The following is a 20,676-nucleotide window of genomic DNA, read 5'->3' on the forward strand; positions in this document are numbered from 1 at the left end:
TGGTACTCGTGTAGCACTGCGCCTGCCGAAAATTCCATCCGCGCAGCTCAAGAGGCATGCTGGTACTCGTGCAGGATTCCGCCGAGGCGGTCTCTCCGGCGTACCTTCAGCCGGGTGGTCTGTGTGTGAATGAGGGGTTCGGGGACGGCGTGCAGCGGTGCTGCCTGCTGTAGCGCTTGGTGGGGCCGGTGAAGGTTGTAGTGCAGCTCGAACTGGCGAAGTGCGTGGCGCAGATGGCGCTCGTTCCAGATGAGGGTGCGGTCCAGGAGTTCGTGGCGGCAGGTCTGGACCCAGCGTTCCATGATGGCGTTCATGCGCGGGATCCGGACGCCGGTGTGCACGACCTCGATGCCGGCGGTGCGCAGGATTTCGTCGAAGTGGGCGGGGTGCTTCGCGTCCCGGTCCCGGATCAGGTACGCGTGGGTGGCCTGTGCGTCAGTGAGGTCCATGGCCAGGTTGCGGGCGGCTTGGCTGACCCAGGCCGCGGTGGGGTGTGCGGTAGTGCCGAGGATCCGGACGCGGCGAGTGGCGTGTTCGATGACGGCGAGGATGTACTGACGCTGCCCGGTCAGGGTGACGGTCTCAAGGAAGTCGCAGGCCATGAGGGCATCGGCCTGGGAGCGCAGGAAGTTGGCCCAGGTGGTGGCGGCCCGGTCGGGTGCGGGGTCGATGCCCTCGGACTTGAGGATTTCCCAGACGGTGGAGGCGGCGACCTTGATGCCGAGGGTGGCGAGTTCGCCGTGCACCCTGCGGTAGCCCCATGAGGGATTCTCACGGGCCAGAGGTAGGACCAGTCTGCGGATGGAGTGGACCGTGGGCGGTCGGCCCGGCTTCTTGGGCCGGCAGGTGCGGGTGTGGCGCCGCTTCATCAGGTCGCTATGCCGGCGCAGCACGGTGTCAGGCCGGATCAGTAGGCGTAGTCGGCGCAGGACCTTGCGGGGTAATGGCACCAGCAGAGCGGCAAGGAACACCCGGTCTTCCGGAGCAAGCTTCACCCGGTCCGCGCCGAGTTGTCGCTCAAGGACGGTGAGCTGGTGGCGCAGGGCGAGGATCTCCGTGACCTTGTCGCGGTCGCTCACCGGCAGCAACCGCAGCGCGCCGAACAGGTTGGTGATGGTCAAGTAGACAAGACGCAGCAGCACAAGTGTTCATCCTGCCGCACCGCCGGGCAAGCTTCTGAGCTGCATGGACGACCTTTTCGGCAGGCGCAGAGGCGGCGGGCCATCAGGTCGGCCATGGCGAGGTGGATCATGGCTTCGGATCGGTGCGGGTGGGTCTCGTAGTCACGTGCGAGGCGGCGTTGGAGCATCAGCGAGCCGTAGGTCCGCTCGACGGTCCAGCGTTTCGGGATCGGTGTGAACCCCTTGGTCCCGGGCTTGCGTTGGACGATTTCGAGGTCGATGCCGAGGGTGGCGGCGTGCTCGATGAAGTGTTTGGCGGTAGCCGCCGTCGACCCAGGCCTTGCGCAGGCCGGGATGGTCGGCGGCGGCTTGCGCCAGCAAGGTGCGGCCGACGGTCGAGTCCTGCACGCTCGCCGCGGTGACCAGGACCGCCAGCAGCGTACTCACCTGCGTCTTCCTCCGGTACGTTCACTCTGAGTGCACCCGGGCCGACGCGGCGTTGGTCGGGGTTGGATCGGAACACGGGGGAGCTGCTGTGGACTTCGGGGTGTTGGGTCCGATGAGCGTGCGGTGTGCGGGGGTGCCGCTGGAACTCGGGACGCCGAAGGCGAGGGTGCTGCTGGCGGTTCTGCTGGGCAGGCCGGGCCGGCCGGTCGCGAGTGACACGCTCGCGGAGGCGCTCTGGGGCGAGACGCCACCGAAGAGTGCCGCCAAAAACGTGCAGACCTATGTGTCCCGGCTGCGGCGGTGCCTGGGGGAGCCGGAGCGCATCACCAGACAAGGGTCGGGGTATTTGCTGCGGACCGGCCGCGACGAGTTGGACGCGGCGCGCTTCGAGGATCTGGTCGGGGCGGCCCGCGCGGCGGCGGACGGTGATCCTGACCGTGCGCACCAGCTCTTCGACGAGGCGCTGGGGCTGTGGCGGGGGCCCGCGTTCGCCGGGTTCGCCGACGTCCTGGGGCTGGCCCCGGAGGCCGCCCGCCTCGATGAGCTGCGGCTGGGCGTGCTGGAGGAGCGGATCGACGTCGGGATGCGGCTCGGCCGACACCGTGAACTGCTGGGCGAGTTGACCGCTCTGACCATGAGGCATCCCCTGCGCGAGCGCCTGTGGGGGCAGCTCATGCTGGCGCTGTACCGCTGCGGGCGGCGGGCGGACGCGCTCGAGACCTATCTTCAGGTCCGCTCCGTGCTGTCCGAGGAGGCCGGTCTTGAGCCGGGTCGGTCGCTGCAGGACCTGCATCGGACCATCCTCGGCAACGAGCAGATGCCGACGTCGGAGTCGGGCCCCGCCCCGGTATCACCGGAGGCACAGCTCCTGGCCGCCGTGCGGGAACGCCGCACCACGGACAGCGCCAGGATGCTGCCGCCGGCGCTCGCGGATTTCAGCGGCCAACACGCAGAGCTGGAACAGATCGAAAGGGCGCTCCGCAACGACCGGGCCGCCCACGCGCCAGCCGCCGTGGTGGCCGTGTCGGGGCCGGGTGGTATCGGCAAGACGGCCCTCGCGGTGCAGGCCGCGCACCGCCTCAGATCCGCCTACCCAGATGGGCAGTTGTTCGCGGTACTGGACGGTGTGCGCAGCCAGCCGGCCGACCCGGCGGCAATCCTCGGCCGTTTCCTGCGCGCACTGGGGGTTCCCGCCACCGCGGTGCCGGACGACGCGGACGAGCGTACGAGCCTGTACCGGGGCATTCTCGCGGAACGCCGGGTCCTGGTGGTCGTGGACGACGCCCTCGACGAGGCACAGCTTGCCCCTCTGATGCCGGCCGGCGGCACCTGCGGGGTGATCGTCACCGGCCGGGTGCGACTGGGCGGGCTCGGTGGCGCCCACCGCATCGAACTCCGAGTGATGTCCGAAGGCGACAGTCTGGCCATGCTGCGCGCCGGCACCGCGGACCGGCTGGACTCGGCGAGCCGGGAGGAACTGTCCGATCTGGTCCGGCTGTGCGCGCGGTTGCCGCTCGCCCTTCGGATCGTCGGCGCGCTGCTGTTGTCCCGGCCGCACTGGGGCCCGGCGGATCTGGTGTCACGGCTGGCCGACGCACAGCGTCGGCTCGATATGCTCCGCTACCGCGATCTCGAGGTGCGGACCAGTTTCGGGCTGAGCTACGAAGGGCTCCGGCCGGAGGCGCGGAGACTGTTCCGGCTCCTCGGCCTCCTGGAGGCGCCCGATTTTCCGCTTTGGGCGGCGGCCGCGGCGGTCGACGGCGAACTGCTTCCCACTCAAGACCTCCTGGACGAGCTGATCGACGTCCACCTGCTCGAGGTCACCGGAACACCGAACGGCCAGGCACGGTACGGATTCCACGACCTGATCCGCGTCTACGCGAGGGAATGTGCCGAGGCCGAGGAGGAGGCGACGGCACGCGACGAGTCCGTCGTCCGTGTTCTCGGCGCCCTGCTGGCCTTCACGGACTTCACGGACCGTGAACACATGGGACAGAACATGTTCCGGCGGGAGGCGCCTCGCTGGCGGCCGGAGCGGGTCGAGGCCGCCCTGCCCCGCGCGGTGGTGCCGATGCGGCTGTTGGACCTCGAGCGCGTCTCTCTGGTGACAGGTGTCCGGCAGGCCGCGGCCCTGGGCAGGGACGAGCTCTGCTGGGAGCTGGCCGTGGGCGGACACGCATTGTTCGAGGTGGAGCGCTATTTCGACGAGTGGCAGGAATGCTACGACACGGCCATGCGGCAGGCGGACATCGCCGGAAACGTGCGGGGCCGAGCACGCCTGCTCGTCTCCATGGCCGGGCTGCTCTACACCCGACGCTGGTACGGCCCGGCGGAGAAGTCCAACTCCGAGGCCATGATCCTGTTCGAGCAGATCGGGGACCATCAGGGGTATCTGGAGGCGCTGAGCAACGCGCCGTTCTTCCTCGTGCCCAACGGGCGTCTGGCCGAGGCCATCGCGACGGGCAGAGAGGCCTACGAGCGACTCACGGCCGGCGGCCAGGCCGCAGCGGCGCTGCACGCGTACTCGCAGGTCGGCCTCGCACACCTCCAGGCCGGCCGACCCCAGGCCGCGGCGGAGGTGCTCGCAGAGATCATCGACGAGGCGCGCAAGCACCGCATCCTGACCTTGGTCGCACGGGACACCTATTGGCTCTGCCAGACCCAGCTCGCGCTCGGCCGACTGGCGGAAGCGGCAGCCGCGGTCAGCGAACTGAGCAGACACATGCGGGACTTCGGCGCATCCGGCCCCTTCTACCTGGCTCACGCCCGGGGCTGCGTCCAGCTGGCCTGTGGTGAGTACGCCGACGCGCGCCGCCACCTCACCGAGGCCGTCGAGGTGGCGCGCGCGCTCGATGACCCGATGTTCGAGACCCGGAGCCTCATCGACCTGCTCGACCCGCGCCTGTATGACGGCCATGAGGCGCGGGCCGCGATCGGCCAGGGAGAGCACGCGGTGGAGGTGGCCCGCCGTATCGACTACCCATATCTGCTCGCCGGCGCGCTGGAACAGCTCGCCGGGCTGCACGCCTTGGCGGGCGACGGCACTGGTGCGGCGAACCTGGCCGCGGAGGCAGCCACCGTACGGGCGGACATCCGCTGAGCGAACGTGTGAGCTGTCGGTCGCGTCGTATTCCTCGCGTGTGCCGGGCGTATTCCGCGGTGCGCGAGGATCCGGCACGCACTTGAGAAGTCATCGCACGTTCGGGCTGCCGTAGACGGGCAGCTCTCGTCACCAGTGAGGTATTTGCCGTGCAAAAGCGACGTACCGTGCTCGCGGCCACTCTGATCACCATGGGGCTCGCGGTCTCGGCCTGCAACAGTGACGACGACTCGTCAGCTGCGCAGGAATCTCCTGCGGCTTCGGCGTCCGAGTCGGCTCCGGCTCCGGCCTCGTCCGAGCCTTCCAGCGCCGCCCCGGCGGCCGAGAGCGCCGACGCCGCCGCGGGTGACGCGACCGCCCCGGGCACGAAGTTGAAGGTCGGCGACAAGGCCGTCCTCCCGTTCAGGTACACGGCCGAGAAGAAGGGCACCGTCGCTGTCACCGTCACCGCGATCGACAAGGGGACCGAGGCCGACATGTCCGCCTTCGGCGCGAAGGCGAAGGGTATGACCCCGTACTTCATCAAGATGAAGGTGGAGAACGTGGGTGGCACCGATCTGTCGTACGCGTCCTTGAAGCTCGACGGAGTGCTGGAAGGCGGCGGGCCCACGGGCGTTCTGCTGATCGGTGAGGTGCCGGGCAAGTGCGACCGCGAGACGGCACCCGCCGAGTTCACCACCAAGGGTGCTTCCTACGAGACCTGCTCGCTCAGTGCCACCAAGACCGGTCCCGTCACCGGAGCCTCGTTCGACGAGGGCGACGCGTACCGCACGAGCCCGGTCGTCTGGGCCCGCTGACGAGGCGCAGCGGGCGCCGAGGCGGTAGGTCTTGCGCCCCCCCTCGGCGTTGACGCCGCTCTCTACCTTGCAGCTGCACCGAACCGGCCATTCCCGGGTGTGAACCGCCGGCGGCGACCGGCCGCCTGGAACGAAAGACCGCCTCGCGATCCTGGCCCGGGGCGTGCAGGCGTCGGAAGCCGTCGCGCGTGTGCGTGCCGAAAAATACGTCCGTGCACTTCAGCAGGCGTGTCGGTGCTCGTGGATTACGCCATTGAGGCGGTCGTGTCGGCGAATATCCAGGCGGTCGACTTGTTCCGGGTCGAGGGGTTCGGGTAGGGCGCGGAGGGGAGCGGCGGCCTGGAGCGTTCGGTGCGTGCGGTGTTTGTTGTAGTGCTGCTGGTATTCATTCAGTGCGTGGCGCAGGTGGTGTTCGTTCCAGATCAGAGTGCGGTCGAGGAGTTCGCGTCGCAGGGTTCGTACCCAGCGTTCCGTGATCGAGTTCATGCGGGGGATTCGGATGCCGGTGACCGTGGTGGTGATGCCGGCCTGGTCGAGGATGCTGTCGATCAGTGATGGGTATTTGGCGTCGCGGTCGCGGATGAGGTATTTGACCGCGGCGAGTTGTCCGGCGTCCTCCAGGTCCATGACCAGGTTTTTTATGGCCTGGGTCACCCACGCGTGCGTGGGGTGGGCGGTGTTGCCCAGAATGCGGACCATTCTGTCGGCGTGCTGGATGGTGGCGAGGACGTACTGGCGTTGGCCGGTGAGGGTGACGGTCTCGATGAAGTCCATCGCGAGGATGGCCTGGGCTTGGGAGCTTAGGAAGCTGGCCCAAGTGACGGTGGTTCGCTGCGGGGTTGGGGCGATGCCCGCGGTCTTGAGGATTTCCCAGACGGTGGACGGTGCGACCTGGACGCCGAGGAGGGCGAGTTCGCCGTGGACGCGGCGGTATCCCCAGGTGGGGTTCTCGGCGGCGAGGCGGAGTACCAGGCGGCGGATCGAGGCATGGGTGCGGGGGCGGCCGGGGCGTCGTTTGGCACTCGCGCGGGCGTGGTGGTTCTTGAGCAGGTCGCGGTGCCAGCGCAGGATGGTGTCCGGGCTGACCAGTAGCCGGAGTCGGCGCAGTGCCGCGCGTGGGAGCGGAGCGAGCAGGGCGGCAAGGAACGCGCGGTCCGCGGCGTGGAGGCGGATGCGCTTGCCGTCGAGTTGTCGCTGCAGGAGGCCGAGTTGGTGGCGGAGGGCCAAGATCTCGGCGTCCTTCTCGCGGTCGGTCATAGGCAACAAACGGAGGGCTGCAAACGTCTGGGTCATGGCGAGATAGGCCAGGCGAAGAAGCATGAGTAGTGATCATGTCGGATCGCAGACGCTCCCGTCCTCGCTACGATGGCCTGCGCGGAAGTATTTTCCGGCACGCACAGCGTCGCTCATGGGCGGTGAGCGTGTGACGCTGGAGCAGAAGGCTGCCGACTTCGGTGTCCGGGGGATGACGTTGTCGACGTGGATGCGCGTGCGAAATTGAAGGAAGCCCACCGATGTTGGCGGAGGGGGGCGGCGGAAGTGGTGCTCGTTCCAGGTGAGGGTGCGGTTCGGGAGTTCGTGGCGGCAAGTCTGAAGCCGGCCTGCGCTCGGACAGCTGCGGACTCCGGTGGCCCATTCATCCGCCGGTCATCCAATGCTCCGACTCGTGCGTGCTCTGTGGGCATTTCCTTGATCAATTACGTTCGCCAGGCGGACCCAGCCAGGGGGTGGGACGTCCGCGAATACGTCAACGGTGGAGGGCCGATTTGAAGGCGTTGTCCAGAGCTGGGCCCGTCGCCCTCCGCCCATTTCAAGTGCCATCCTGCTGGGGTAGACATCGCGACAAGCTCCCTCGACTGCAGGGATCAGCCCCTGGTTCTCCAGGTCTCGTCGCACGTTGACGAGGGCAGTAAAGAGATTCCAGGCCGTGTGCTCCGAAGTGTGCTGGTTCCAGCTGATACGGACGGTGTAGCCGGGACCGGACATGGCGGCGAACAGATGGCCGGCGATCTCGTCCTCCGGCGAAACGAGTGTGACGGTCTTCTGGTACAGAATCTCGACTTCATCGGCCATAGGGAGCCTCGGGAGCTGTCGTGAACGGATGGGGGGCAAGACGTCGATCTCAAGAAGTCGGGTCCCCATCGAGTTTGGGCGCGGAGCTCCAGCGGTGGCCGACAGGTCGTGGTTACCGCAGCCCCGCTGCGCTGGTGCGGCTCTTGAGGTGTTCGGTCAGGGTGCGGAGCGTTGCCCAGGCGTCGGCGCTGGTGCCATCTCCCAGCGGATAGTGGAGAGATGGCGCTGCGGCGGTGCCGAGTTGTACCGGCTTGATCGCGAGCGGTGGGCGGCGGGCGTAGGCGAGGCCGATGGAGCGGACGTCGGCGGCGCCGAGGGTGAATGTCACCGGGAGCGGTGGGGCGGTCAGGAGCGGTGGCACGGTGAGGTCGGAGCTGGCCGCGCGGAGGGTGGTGAACATCGTGGACAGGTTGTGGGCTTCGACGAGTTCGGTGGCGAGGGGCTCGATGGCGTCCAGAGGGACGGTCTCGTCGGCGCCGTAGCCGACCGTGAGGGTGATGTCCTCGGTGATGCCGGTCGTGGTGCGTGTGGTGCGGTGGGTGGCGATGGCCGGGCGGTCCGGGGTGCCGGTGGCGAGGGTGTGGGTGGGTTCGGGGGCGCGGTCGCGGGCCAGGTCGGTCAACTGGCGGGTCGACCAGGGGAGGTTGATGGGTTCGGCGGTGCCCCATCCGGCCGGCGGTGTGCCCACCAGGTGGCGCCAGGCCGTCTCCAGTGCGGTGCCGAGCGTCAGGTCTGCGTCCGGTGCGTGGACCGTGCGGAAGGACACCGTGAGTTGGTGCTCATCGGTGGGCTCGGTGCCGGTCGTGAAGGCGGTGGCGAGCTTTCCGTCGCCGGTCGGTGTGAACGTGCCTTCGCGCCATGTGAGTTGGGCGCCGGACAGGCCGTCGTAGTAGCCGGCTTCCGGGTGTTGGATGACCCAGCGGTTGGGGGCGCCGCCGAGAGCTGTCCGTAGGGGCAGGGTGAGGCGGACGTGGGGTGGCGTCACGATGTGCAGGGCCCGGTTGGCTGCGGTTGTGATGCGCAGGACGTCGGCGAGCCAGGTGGTCAGGCCCAGGACGGGCCGGTCTGCGATGACGACCGCCGTGGAGTCGGTCAGGGCGTCGACGATGGGGAGCGCACCCGCTGCGGCGGGCGTGGGGGTGATGTCGGCTGGTGGCGTCTGTGCTGTGTCTACGACGGCCGTGGCGTTCGTGCTCCGTGGCCAAGTGGTCCCGCCCAGCAGCATCGTCAGGCGGGCGGCCACCGAGGCGGCGAGTGGCTCGGCTTCGGGGACGGCGCTGGATGCGCGGAGTTCGGTCCACCAGAACGGCGGTTCTGGCGCGGCGAGTTGATGGCCGAGGAGGCGTTCCGCCTCGCCGGCCGTGTGGACGAGTACCGGTGCCTCGGCGGAGACCAGGGGGCGGCCTGCCGTGGTGCACAGGTGGATGACCGCGTCGTCGTCGGTGGTCGTCAGGGTGAGGTCGGGGCCACCGGCGTGCAGGGCTGCGAGGAGTGCCGCGGGGTCGGGCATCTTCGGGGTGAGGGCGATGATGTCCTGGGTCACGCCGGAGTCTCCTCGTGCGATTCGGCTTCGGGCGCGAGGGCGGTCTGGATGAGTTGGTGGCGGCGGCCGCGGCGGGCCAGGGTGCCGCGGCCGGGCGGCTGGGGAGATGCGTAGAGGCCGGGCAGGAGTTGACCTTCGCTGCGGTCGCCGGTCATGACCAGGGCGGTGGCGCCCGTTTCGCGCAGGGCCATGAGGAACGGGTCGTACAGGGCGCGCGAGGAGCCCGCGACGCGGCGCGTCACGACGAAGTGCAGACCGATGTCCTGGGCCGAGGAGATGTACGGCAGGAACGGGTCCAGGGGGTGCTGCCCGGCGGCGGTGAGGATGTCGTAGTCGTCGACGAGGATCACGATGCGCGGGCCGGTGAATGACGGTTCCGTGTCCGTCGCGTCCGGGTCGGCGGCCTCCGGGAGGCGTTTTTCCAGTTCGGTCGAGATGCCGGTGGCGAGTGCGTTCGCCAGCTTGGCGTTGTGGGCGTAGCCGCCGCGGTACGGCTCGGGGATCGCGCCTCGTAGGCCGCGGCGCGGGTCGAAGACGCCGAAGACCAACTCCTTGTCTCCGTAGCGGTCGACGAGGGAGCGGGAGATGAGGTTCAGGAGGTTGGTCTTGCCTCACTCGTTGTCGCCGAGGATCAGCAGGTGCTGGTCGGTGCCGAACAGGTCCAGGACGGCGGGGGAGAGGGTGTCCTGGTCGAGGCCGATGGGTACCGCGTGCGGTTCCACCGTGGTGGACGGCAGGCGTTGCGCGGGCAGACGCGTAGGCAACACTCGTACAGGGGCAGCGAGTTCGCCGTGCCAGGTGGCGCGGATGGTGCGGGCGCCCTCTTCCAACGCGGGGCCGATGTCCGTGGTGGTGGTCTTGGCGTCGATGCGTGGCAGGGCCGTGTGCGCGAAGAGTTTGCCGTCAGTGAGGGCGCGGCCCGGGGTGTCCGGTGGCAGTGTCTCGGAGAGTTTGCGGTCGATGGAGGAGTCGGCGGGGTCGTTGAAGCGCAGTTCGATGCGGCTGCCGAACATGGACTGGGCGGCGATGCGGACGTCGTTCCAGCGGAGCATGCCGGCCACGATGTGGATGCCGTAGCCGCTGCCGCGCTTGAGGAGGTCGGCGACGGCGTCGTCGAGGTGGGCGAACTCGTCGCGCAGTGCGCCGTAGCCGTCGATGAGCAACACGATGTCGGTGGAGCCGAGTTCGGGCAGGCGGCCCTGGGCGCGCAGCGTGCGCAGTTGGTCGACGGAGTCGATGCCGTGCTCGCGGAACGCGATCTCGCGGCGGTCCAGCATGGCGCGGACCTCGGCGACGGTGCGCGCCGCGCGTTCGTGGTCGGCGCGGCCCGCGATGCCGCCGACGTGCGGCAGGTCCGCCAGCGCGCTCAGGCCGCCGCCGGCCAGGTCCAGGCCGTAGAGGGCGACATCGGTGGGGGTGTGGGTGAGCGCGAGGGAGAGGGCGAGTGTGCGCAGCAGGGTTGTTTTGCCGGACTGGGGGCCGCCGATGATCGCGGTGTGTCCGCCGGCCGTGTTGAGGTCGTGGATCCAGGGGCCCTGCCACTGGCGGGCCGGGTCGTCGAGGATGCCGAGCGGTGCGCGCAATCCGCCTTCTGCTGTGGCGAGTTGGAGGCCATCGGTCGAGGCCTGGATGGGGCCCGCGGCCGTGTCCAGGGTGGCCGCCTCAGGGAGTGGGGGCAGCCAGATGCGGCGCACCGGCTGTGCGGCGGCGTCGGTGAGTTGGGTGACCGCGGTGGACAGGACCGTGGGTCCCGTCTCGCGCTCCCGCATCGTCGCCGGCTCGGTGTCCTTCGGTGAACTCCCCGGCGCCTGTGGTGTGTTGAAGGCCGGGTACGGCCATACGTGAGGTGTGTCGTCGGCCGTGGTGTCGTGGAGCGCGGGGCCGCGGTAGGCGCCGGAGACGTAGCCCGCCTTGAACCGGGTGTACGTGGAGGTGTCGACCTTGAGGTAGCCGAAGCCCGGCAGGGGCGGCAGGTGGAAGGCGTCCGTGGTCTCCAGGACCGTACGGGACTCGTCGGCGGAGAAGGTGCGCAGGCCCAGGCGGTAGGACAGGTAGGTTTCCAGGCCCTTGAGATTGCCGCCCTCGATGCGCTGGCTGGACAGCAGCAGGTGCACGCCGATCGAGCGGCCGATCCGGCCGATGGACAGGAACAGGTCGATGAAGTCGGGCTTGGCGGTGAGGAGTTCACCGAATTCGTCGATGACGACGAAGAGGTGGGGGAGTGGTTCGAGGGCGGGGCGCTCGTTCGCGCGCAGGGCGCGGTAGTGGCCGATGTCGGCGATGTTGCCCGCGTCCTTCAGCACCTGTTGGCGGCGCTTGATCTCGCCGGCGAGGGAGGTGTGGACGCGTTCGACGAGTCCTGCCTGGTTCTCCAGGTTGGTGATGACACCGGCGACGTGCGGCAGGCCGGTGAACGGGGCGAAGGTGGCGCCGCCCTTGTAGTCGACGAGGACCATCGCCAGGTCGTCCGGCGCGTGCGTGGCGGTGAGCGCGAGGACGAGGGTGCGCAGGAGTTCGCTCTTGCCGGAGCCGGTGGCGCCGACGCACAACCCGTGCGGGCCCATGCCGAGTTCGGAGGATTCCTTGAGGTCGAGGAGGACCGGCTGGTGGCGGTCGTCGAGGCCGATCGGGACGCGCAGGAAGTCGCGCTCGCCGCGCGGTGCCCACTGGCGGGGCAGGTCGAGGGCGGCCATGTCCTCGACGCCCAGGAGGTGCGGGAAGTCGACCGGGCCGGACACCGGGGCGCCTTCGGCCGCGGATTCTGCCGACAGCCGCAGCGGCGCCAGGACGCGCGCGAGTCCTTCGGCGGCGGCCGGGCCCGCTTCGTCGGCGAGCCCTGATGTGCGTACGGGCTGCTGGGAACGCAGATCGTCCACGACGATCCGGTCCTCGTCGACGGTGATGCGCACCGAGACATGGTCGGGTTCGTGTCGCTGGTCGGCCAGCAGGTGGATCACGGTGACACCCATGGCATGGAGCGGGACGGCCGCGTCGGGGCGGGGCAGGTCGGTCGCGTTCTCACCAAAGGTGTCATGGACGACCACGAGCCGGTCGGTGAGGTCGAGAGCCCGCCTGTCGGCCAGGCCGCGGCGTACCTCGGCGGCGTAGGTGGCACGCTGTTTGAGGTCGGCGCCGAGCACCTGGGCCAGTTGGTTCAGGTCGGGCGCGATGCGGCGCGCCGGGGTGGCTCCGTCCTGGGTGTGTGGGTCGAGGGCGTGCGGGAGCCACTTCGCCCACTCCCACTCCTCGATACGTTCCCCGGGTACGGCCAGCGCGAGGGCCGCGTCGTCCGGGGCGTGGGTGGCCGCCACCTGCATGAGCAGGCCTCGGGCGATCCGCAGAACTCCCTCGCGGTCGCCGATGACGCTGACGTTGCCGGCCCGGTCCAGCGGAACGGTCAGGGGGTGGTCGGGTGTGGTGGCGTAGCGGGCCTGGAGGGCGCGGGCCTCGTTGAGCATGAACGGGTCGGGCGGTGTCATCGCCGTCCCGGACGTGTTCTGCCCGACGGCCAGGTCCTGTACGGGGACGTCGCCGACGCCGATACGTGCCTGGAGGAAGTCGGCGTCGGACCGGCGTCGCTCCCACAGTCGGGCCGGGTCACGCACGATGTCGTGGAGGGCTGCCGGGTCCGGGTGCAGGAAGCGGGCCGCGCGGCGACGGTCACGCTCGGCGTCGGCCAACTCGGCCCGCAGCCCCTCCAGATACTCCAGGTACCGCTCGCGCTGGGTGCGCCGCTGGCGCTGCGCTTTGCCGCGCTGGGAGAGAAACAGGGCCACCGCGCCGAGCAGCGCGATGACCAGGACGACGGCGCCGAGCCCGGCGAACTGGCTGGAGCGGATCACCGTCATCATCACGACCGAGCCCATCACACCCGCCATCGGCAGCAGCGCCGTGGCGGCGCTGCCCGTCTTGCCCTCGGGCAGATTCGGCGGCGGCTCGATGGTGCGGGTCTCGGCGGGCGGCAGCGGGCGGTGCGAGCGGGCCGGGCGGTGGACGAGGTGCTGGGTCACCGGGTGCGCACCGCCCGCCGGTTCAGATGTTGGATCATCGGGCGTGCACCGCCTGCCGGTTCAGGTGTTGGGTCATCGAGCGTGCACCGCCTGCTGCTTCAGGTGTTGGGTCATCGGACGCGCACCGCCCGCTGCATCGCCTCGGCGGACAGTTCGGTGGCGGCACGCCGGGTGGCCTCGCCGAGCCGGTCGGTGCGGATGGGGCCGCCGCCCGCCAGATGGCGGTCGTAGGGCAGGTGCACGACGGTCACGCCCGTCTCGCGCAGATGGGCCATGGCGACCTTCAACTCCAGGCTCGGATCGGTGCTGTTCGTGGTGAGCGCCACGATGGTCGAGGCGAGCGCGTCCTGTGGCAGTTGGGCCAGCCAGTCGAGGACGATCCGGCTGCCGTTCACGCCCTCCGCGGTCTGGGGCGCGACCACGATGCGTGCGTGGGCGGTGGCCATCGCGGTGCGGGCGATCTCGCCGGGCAGTGACTCGCAGTCGACCACGGTCACCGCGAAGTAGCGGCGCAGCGAGAGCGTCACCTTGCGATACGTCGGGATGTCCAGCGGTGCGACGCCGAGGCGTCCCTGGCTTGCGGGCAGCAGCCAGCCGCCGTCCCCGATGGGCGCCAAGTAGCCGGTCACGTCGGTCAGTTGCATCGACGGGGTGAGGATCTGGGCCAGGTCGGTGGCCGACCAGCGAACGGTCTCCGCCCCGAGGCGTACCGGCAGCGTGCCCAGCGCGGAGTCCGCGTCCAGGGCCAGGACCGGGTCGTGCCGGTAGTGGCTGAGGGTGCGCGTGAGGAGCGCGGAGGTGGTGGTCTTGCCCGCGCCGCCACGGATCGACGTCACCGCGATCACGCGCCCCGTGGTCACCGGCTGTTGCAACAGCCCGGCGAGCCGGGTCTCCTCGCCGACGTCGTGCGCGGCGGACGAGGCCAGTTTGCGCAGGCCGCGTCCGGTGCGCCGGGCCAGCGAGTCGCCGTGCTGCGGTGTGCCCAGTGCGTATGCGAGGCGCGGGTCGAGGGTGGGTACGGACTCGGGGGATGCGACCGGGGGCCGGGGCGGGCCGGGCGGTGGCGCGGCGGGGGAGGGGGCGGTGGGGTGAGGCTGTGCGGGTGCAGGAGGGGCCGGTGGTGCCTGGTGAGGCGGGTCGACCGGGGGCGGCGCCGCTTGCGGCATCGGCTGTGGCATCGGCTGTGGACCGGCCGGCTGCGCCGCCGGGCGGGCCGAGGTACGCGGCTGCCCTGGGTGGGGGCGCTGCTCGTCAGGTTGGCGCACGGGCAACGGCAAGCGGCCATCGTCAGGTGCGGGTTGCTCGGCGGACGCGTTGAGCTCCCGCAGTACGTCGTTCTGCCACCGGCCGGATGTCGTCATCACCGCCCCCTTACGCGAACGTGCCGAGCAGCCGCCCGTACACCCCGAACACCCCGAGAACCAACGGGAACAGAGCGATCACCCCGACCGACTCCAACACGTCCCCGACCTTGCGCAGCCGTACGCGCACGTGCTCGGCCGGCTCCACGGCGAGGACACCGAGCGGCACCAGCGCCAGGACCACCAGCACGGCGAGCGGCCCCGCAACGCCCTGCTCTTCCAGCCACAGCCACGCAAGCCGCGCCACGACGACACCCGACGCCAGCAGCAGCGCGACGACCTCGGCCACCAGCGGGTAAGCCCTGGCCCGCAGCGCGAGAACGAGGGCAACGGTGACCGCGAGGAGTACGGTCCACACCGTCACCGTCCGGACGACCAGCACCCCGGCGAGCGCTCCGGAGGTCGCCATCACCACCGTCGCCAGGGCCAGGCCCCGGTGCGTAGCGGCCATGGCGGTCCCCACCTGGAGCCGGCTCACCGAAGTTCCTGCCGAGCGCCGGTCGTCGAGCCCGGAAAGCCCCGACGCCATCAACGCAAGCCGTGGCAGTACTCCCGATGCCACCACCGAAACCACGGCGAGCAGCGCCGCAGCACGAGCGGAACCGACGGCCTGCTCCCCGCCGGACTGCACGGCGAGCGCGATCTCCCAACACGCCCCGACCCCGGCCAGAGCACCGGCACCGACAAGAGCACCCCGCCCGAAAGGAGAGAACCCCCCGAACAGCAACAACGCCACGATCATCACCGCGGCCACGGTGCCCCACCGCACCGCTGCGGACCACCCGTTGGTGTCTCCGAACGACCACGCCGCCACGATCCCGACAGCGGCACTCGCGCCGATCAGCGCCGTGGCGAGTCCCTTCCGCCCGGACCGCCCGAGCAGCACACCGGCTACTGCAGCGACGGCCGCGGCGATTGCCAGCGCGCTCCCGACGGTTCGCGCTTCGTAACCGTCGCGGGCGATGAACGACGCGGCCACCGCCCAGGCGACACAGGCGCCGGCAGAGACGATCCTCCGCGCCCGCGCGCCCCACCGCCAGGCCCGCACATCCAGATCGTCGGCCGCCTCGTCGCTCACGTCATGCACGACGGGAGCGGACGGCGCGTGCTCGATGCGTACCAGCCGCAAGACGGCACCATCGGGTACCCCCGCGGACTCCAGCGTGGCGTCCTGCTCCAGGGCGCTGCCGTCGGCCGTCACCAGATGGCGGGCCTGCGGCCGTTCACCGACCCGGTCGTCCAACAGCCGCATCACCTCAGGAAGGAGCAGCCCGATCGGCTCTTGCGACGGCAGCACCAGATCGATACGGCGCCGCTCACCGACCAACGTGATACGGCTCAACACCGTACGGCTCACAACCCCCTGAGATATCACGCGTTCGAACCTATCATCGGGCGGAATCCCCACTCTGGGGCGTTGCGGAGCCGGAAACAGAAGGAGCTGACGGCGTTGACGCGGGCGTGGACGTCCCGTATCCGCTCTTCCCGATCACCCGATGCGAAATGAACGACCAGCCCACACACCCGGCACACAGCACCGCGGCAATCACGACACCGGCGAACGCCTTCCCCAACCGCTCGTCCACGGTGCGTCGTCGCCGTCGCGCACCGAACAACACGGCATCGCGCAACCGCCGACGGCGCACCGCCACCGACTCGAGAAGCTGACTGTCGTAATCCTGGGCTGGCATGACTCAATTCCGGTGGGAGTCTCAGGTCTCGAACTCGCCTGCCCACGCCCCCTGCAGGAGAGCTCTGGGAAGGTAATCGGATTCTATGTCGACGGGGAAACCCGCATCGTTGGCGAGGCACGCCATGGCGAGTGGCCCGACGGCGACAGCTCCTGAACTGAGGCGGGAACGATCCTCGTCCGCCGACCAGTACTCCCGGTGCCACTGCACGGCCTGAGCAAGCGTGCTGCTGAATCGAATGTGGTCCCGGCGGAGGAGTTGATGCAGCAGCTCCATCGGGGGCCACGTAAATTTCGACAACAGATCAGAAGGAGCGATGCGTGGCACAGATGGTGTCGTGCCCCGGGCCGCGGCCACGAGCCTGTCACTCAAACCTGGCCGACCGAGCCAGTAAGCTTGGAGCGCTTCAATCCAGTCATAGATGTATTCGTCGTACTCGGCGCCCGATGCGCGGAGCAGAGCGACTGGAACCTGGCACAGCCTGGTGAGACGGTCCTTTTCGCGGCAGATCACGCAGAGCCAGAACGCGGTGGTCCAGTTGGCTGCGTTGACATGCGGCTGTGCGCCCGTGGCAGGGATGGTCCGCAACTCGCGTGCGATGCGCGCCTGCACCGTTCCACTACTGACCACGGCGGCATCGAAGAGCGCGGCGCCCGCTTGCATAGCGGTGACCCAGGCATCCCAAGTCTCGAACTGATCTGCCAGCGGGTCCTTGATACAGCAGGTCTGTGCGCGAGTCAGGGCCGAGTGCAAGGCGTCGCTGACTGCCTCGGGTGCCTCGTCAAGGTCTTCAAGCGCCCATGTCACGTTGCGATTGAGCACCAGCAGGTCTGCCGCCAGATTCTCCCGGGGAAGAATGTGGCGAGAATCAACGTGGGGCATGCCATGTCCATCCACTATTTGGTCCGTCTGTCAGTGGAACCAGTTCGTCACGTCAGGGCCCAGGCCGTTCTCGTCCGCGTCCGGTTCAGCGAGGCCGTCAACGGTAGCTGCCCCGAAGTAGGTCGGTTCTCCGGGTTCCGGAGGCATGCCAAGCAGGTCCGAGAGATCGTTCAGCGCGGCGGTGAGCCTGGGGGCATTGTTCGCACGAACCGTGGGGTGGGGCCGTCCCGAGAAGTCGTATTGGCCCCAAACGTCATGGTGCACGGACAGCTCGGCCGAGAGACCGGTGGGGGCGGTGCACAGGGACAGGTCGACCAATCGGTATTCGGTCCGGGCTTCGCCCCCTTCGTTGATCCACGTGCCCGTGCCCAGCACTTCGACGAATGAGATATGAGCGGACGGGGGGAGCATGGGCGGCTGCCACGCACCCGTTCCGGAAGGTTCTGGTCGCCGAGCGATGTCTTGGCGAGGTCAAGCGTGGTGGTGATTCCGGTAGTTCCCATGCCTGTGACGTTCCAGACGTATTGCAACTGGATTGGAGTGAGGAGCTCGTGTCGGGTCAGCACCTCAGTCACCCGCGCGCCGAGCAACAGTGCAGTCTCCAGGCCCGGTGCATCGAATTCGTCGAGATCCCAGTACCAGGAACCGCGTTCCTTTGGTGAACGCAACAAGGTCGACATGGATGGCCTTTCCTTACGGTGCGCCGTTGTCGATGCGCCACCCGAACAACACCGCGTCACCTAGTCTGAGTCGGCGCATGGACACCGACTCACGGTGCTGGCTGTCGTAGTCACGGGTGCGCAGGCTTGGAGATGACCTGGATTTCCGCACCTTGGTGCCGAAGCCAGTTCTGCAGGTCGCTGCCTGCAAGCTTGTGGGACTGGTCCCCATCCATAAGTTCGACCGGGCCGAAGACAGTCCCCGTAGCACCGCGCAGGACGGTACTTCCATCGAGCGTTACTTTGAAGGAGTTCTCGTCGAAGACAGCGTCACTCAGGTCTGCCCCACGGAGGCTGACCTCCAGTAGTGACGAACCCATGAAGCGAGTACCGCGGCAACTTGCACCCGTTGCGTCAACGCCGTACAGGGACGCCTTGATCAGGTTTGCCCGGTCGAGAATGGCGCCACGTAGCGTCGCCTCGTCCAGATTTACTCGGACGAGAGAGCTTTCCGTGAGGGTGGCTCGGTCAAGGTCGGCGCCCTCGATATCGGAACGATAGAACTCGCATCCGACCAGGTGGGCGTCGGTAAGACGAGCCTCCGTAAACCAGGATTCGGAGAAATCTCCGCGAGAAAGATCCGATCCACTCAGGTTGAGGCCCACCGCATCAAGACCGCCTACATCGCTCTGAAGCCATTCGCGCAATCGCTGCGCTGCGGCCGGGTCTTCGGGGAACCTCGCTGGTGCCCAGCCCCTACGGGTACCAGATGACATTGTCTTCCCAGCCGTTCGTCTCGATGATGGACTTGATGTCGTCGATTGCAGCCTGGTTCGCGTTCCGCACGTCCAGGATAACCATGCGATTCTTCTCCACGATCTGCTCGGAGAGCTTCGCAACCCACTTCGTGTTCTTGGCCGGGTTGTACGCGCCCCGGAAGGGTCCTGCCAGCAGCGCCGGGTCGTGAACGTTGTTGAAGGGCGGCCACTCAGAGTGGACACCTTTGATGTCGTAGTGCCGTCCGGTGCTGGGCGAGTAGAACTCTCCGCGGTCGGCTTCAGCCGGACGTCTGATGTCCGAGGGCAAGCGCCCTTGTTCGCGAAGATCCAAGCCGACACGCGCCTCGTCCTTCGACGGTTCGGAAATCCCACCATTCTTGTCGGGGTCGCGCTGCAGATGATCGAAGTCGTCGGGACTCCGTTTCTCCGCGTCCTCCAAGTGCCCCCAGTGTGCGGCCTTTTCATCAGGAGTCAGTGCGGGCAGCGGTTCATTGATCCTCTCAGGAGCGGTGTCACCAACTGCGGCACTCTCATGGGTCGTGCCGGGCCCACCCTCCGTTCCACCATGCCGCGCAACGGCATCGCTGTCCGGCGTTGCGCCGCCAGGGCCATCCGCTGCGTGACCGGGACCATGTACCGCGTCGCCGTTGCGGCCAGCCCCCGGCGGGGGCTCCTCGGTGCCGCCCGTGAAACGTGCCTCGGTGCTCCCGGCAGTGTCCCCGGCGGAAGGGGCCGAGTTCTGTGCGTTGCTGTGCCCGATGCTCGCTCTATCGCCGGACGTGTGTGTGAGGCCGTCTCCCGCCTGAGCGGTGACGAGCCCCGGGGCGTGCATGCCGGGTACCGAAGTGTGTGGTGTGGAGTCCAAGGCGGCGCGATCAGCGGCCGACATCTCGACCTTGGCTGCACTACCGTGCAGGCTGCCGTCGGCGTCGAGGAGGTGCCCTTGGTCGGTCAGGTAGACGACCTTGCCGGTGGCGTTGTCGACGTACGGGATCGCCGTTTCGGGAATGCTGGGCGAACGGAATGCGTCGGCCTGGCGAATCAGGTCGACCGAGGCGCCGGTGCGGAGGTTCTTCAGCGCGGTGAAGGTGTCGCCGACCTTGACGAAGGCGAACTTGCCCGCCTTCCCCACGTACGTCATCGGGTCGACGATCCGCGCGGCCTTGCCGGTGATGGACAGTGCGCGCGCGACCGCTCCCGCCTTGCCCGCGCCGGAGGCGGCGCTGCCGGCGCCGCCGGTGAAGATGGCGGTGACGGCGTTGAAGGTGACCGCACCGGCCGCGCGGGACGGGTTGGTCTTCCAGGTGTCCCAGGCGACCAGGGCCTTGCCGGTCTCCTTCATCGTGGTGCGGGACTCGCGCAGCCAGGAGGGGAGTTTGTCGTCGGGGGCCGTCCAGTAGGCGGTGGCCACGGGGGCAGCGCCGAGCATGGCGGTGGAGGTGATGGCCAGGGCGGTTCCGAGTTGGGCCAGGTGTTTCCAGGCCTGGCCTGCCGCCGCCCAGCCGTCGGTGCCGACGAGGGTGCCCAGGCCCGTGATGGTGCCCCACACGCCGTCGACGATGAAGCCGTCCCACACGTAGCTCTTGATCTGGTGCCCGAGCCAGGCCAGGCCCTCGTACTCGCGCTCGGCCGACGAGCCCCACGGGGTCTCTTCGGCATGGTCGAGGTCGTCGGCCTTGAAGCCGTACATGTTCTTGGCGTGCGAGCCGTCGTCGGTGGTCAGCGCCGTGCCGCCGATGAGCGCCATGATCTTGTTGTAGGCGGCGCGTTCAGCTGACTGGAACGCGGCGACGGTGTGGTTGACGTCGTGCCACAGGTCGTTGTTGTGGTCGACCTTGTCCTGGTCCTTGCGCCAGTCCTCGTCCCCGGACACCGAGTTCACGAACGCGGTCGCGTCCGCCTTGAGCGTGTCCAGCTTCTTGACCAGAGGCTGGACCTCGGTGCTGTAGGCGGACAGCGCGGACGACACCTGCTCCAGATCGTCGGCGAACGCGTCCGTCTTCGTCTTCACCGGCAGCGTGGTGGCGAACAACTGGTCCGCCTCCGGCGCCTGGTAGAACGCGGACAGGCCCTGGAACTCGGCGTGCACGTCCGCGCCCGCCGAACGGAACTCCCCCGCGTGCGTATTCAGGTTGGTGACATCGGTGTCCAGGGTCGCCAGGTCACCGATGAAGTGCGGGATCCCGGACGGATCGATCAGCTGGTCGCTCACC

Annotated in this window: 12 protein-coding genes and 2 pseudogenes; 2 read left to right on the forward strand and 12 right to left on the reverse strand. The window is 68.8% G+C overall.

Features of this window, described 5'->3' with window-relative positions; genetic code table 11:
• Window positions 1-47 precede the first annotated feature (47 nt).
• Together OG746_RS37655 and OG746_RS37660 are read right to left on the reverse strand one after the other, a co-directional pair.
• Complete coding sequence (locus tag OG746_RS37655; RefSeq protein WP_266722946.1) at window positions 48-1,142, reverse strand: integrase core domain-containing protein; 1,095 nt, start codon at window positions 1,140-1,142, stop codon at window positions 48-50.
• A pseudogene (locus OG746_RS37660) lies at window positions 1,118-1,559 on the reverse strand (transposase); the annotation flags it as partial. The pseudogene OG746_RS37660 and the gene OG746_RS37655, both read right to left, overlap by 25 nt.
• Before the next feature lie 121 nt (window positions 1,560-1,680).
• On the opposite strand from OG746_RS37660, the gene OG746_RS37665 reads away from it, so the two are divergent.
• Window positions 1,681-4,668 (forward strand): AfsR/SARP family transcriptional regulator, encoded by a 2,988-nt coding sequence (locus tag OG746_RS37665; RefSeq protein WP_266722948.1) that lies wholly within the window; start codon window positions 1,681-1,683, stop codon window positions 4,666-4,668.
• Window positions 4,669-4,859: 191 nt separating this feature from the next.
• On the forward strand, window positions 4,860-5,465 hold the full coding sequence (locus tag OG746_RS37670; protein ID WP_266725640.1) for a hypothetical protein: 606 nt from the start codon (window positions 4,860-4,862) through the stop codon (window positions 5,463-5,465).
• A gap of 219 nt (window positions 5,466-5,684) precedes the next feature.
• Here OG746_RS37670 and OG746_RS37675 read toward each other — a convergent pair whose 3' ends face one another.
• The 10 genes and pseudogenes from OG746_RS37675 to OG746_RS37720 all read right to left on the reverse strand — a co-directional run bounded on the left by OG746_RS37675 (window position 5,685) and on the right by OG746_RS37720 (window position 20,675).
• Window positions 5,685-6,785: an integrase core domain-containing protein gene (locus OG746_RS37675; protein WP_266722950.1), complete on the reverse strand. Its 1,101-nt coding sequence runs from the start codon at window positions 6,783-6,785 to the stop codon at window positions 5,685-5,687.
• Window positions 6,786-7,650: 865 nt separating this feature from the next.
• Entirely contained in the window at window positions 7,651-9,081 is a 1,431-nt protein-coding gene (locus tag OG746_RS37680) for a DUF6177 family protein (RefSeq protein ID WP_266722952.1), read from the reverse strand.
• Window positions 9,078-13,091 (reverse strand): annotated as a pseudogene (eccCa, locus tag OG746_RS37685) (type VII secretion protein EccCa). Before eccCa ends, OG746_RS37680 begins: the two are co-directional and overlap by 4 nt.
• 110 nt (window positions 13,092-13,201) lie before the next feature.
• Window positions 13,202-14,452, reverse strand: a complete 1,251-nt coding sequence (locus OG746_RS37690) for a MinD/ParA family ATP-binding protein (RefSeq protein ID WP_266722953.1) — start codon at window positions 14,450-14,452, stop codon at window positions 13,202-13,204.
• Window positions 14,453-14,462: 10 nt separating this feature from the next.
• A complete protein-coding gene (gene eccD / locus OG746_RS37695) occupies window positions 14,463-15,797 on the reverse strand; it encodes a type VII secretion integral membrane protein EccD (protein WP_266722954.1) in 1,335 nt (444 codons plus the stop codon).
• 43 nt (window positions 15,798-15,840) lie between these two features.
• Window positions 15,841-16,143: a hypothetical protein gene (locus tag OG746_RS37700; RefSeq protein WP_266722956.1), complete on the reverse strand. Its 303-nt coding sequence runs from the start codon at window positions 16,141-16,143 to the stop codon at window positions 15,841-15,843.
• Window positions 16,144-16,164: 21 nt separating this feature from the next.
• Window positions 16,165-17,025, reverse strand: coding sequence for an immunity 49 family protein (locus OG746_RS37705; protein WP_266722958.1), 861 nt, complete (start codon window positions 17,023-17,025; stop codon window positions 16,165-16,167).
• Between the two features lie 30 nt (window positions 17,026-17,055).
• Window positions 17,056-17,400 carry a hypothetical protein gene (locus OG746_RS37710; RefSeq protein ID WP_266722959.1) on the reverse strand — a complete coding sequence of 115 codons (345 nt, stop codon included), beginning with the start codon at window positions 17,398-17,400 and terminating at the stop codon, window positions 17,056-17,058.
• A 415-nt stretch (window positions 17,401-17,815) separates the two neighbouring features.
• On the reverse strand, window positions 17,816-18,349 hold the full coding sequence (locus OG746_RS37715) for a pentapeptide repeat-containing protein (protein ID WP_266722961.1): 534 nt from the start codon (window positions 18,347-18,349) through the stop codon (window positions 17,816-17,818).
• 91 nt (window positions 18,350-18,440) lie between these two features.
• Complete coding sequence (locus OG746_RS37720) at window positions 18,441-20,675, reverse strand: hypothetical protein (protein ID WP_266722963.1); 2,235 nt, start codon at window positions 20,673-20,675, stop codon at window positions 18,441-18,443.
• Window position 20,676: the final 1 nt, after the last annotated feature.

The sequence above is a fragment of the Streptomyces sp. NBC_01016 genome, from assembly GCF_026341035.1.
GTDB lineage: Bacteria > Actinomycetota > Actinomycetes > Streptomycetales > Streptomycetaceae > Streptomyces.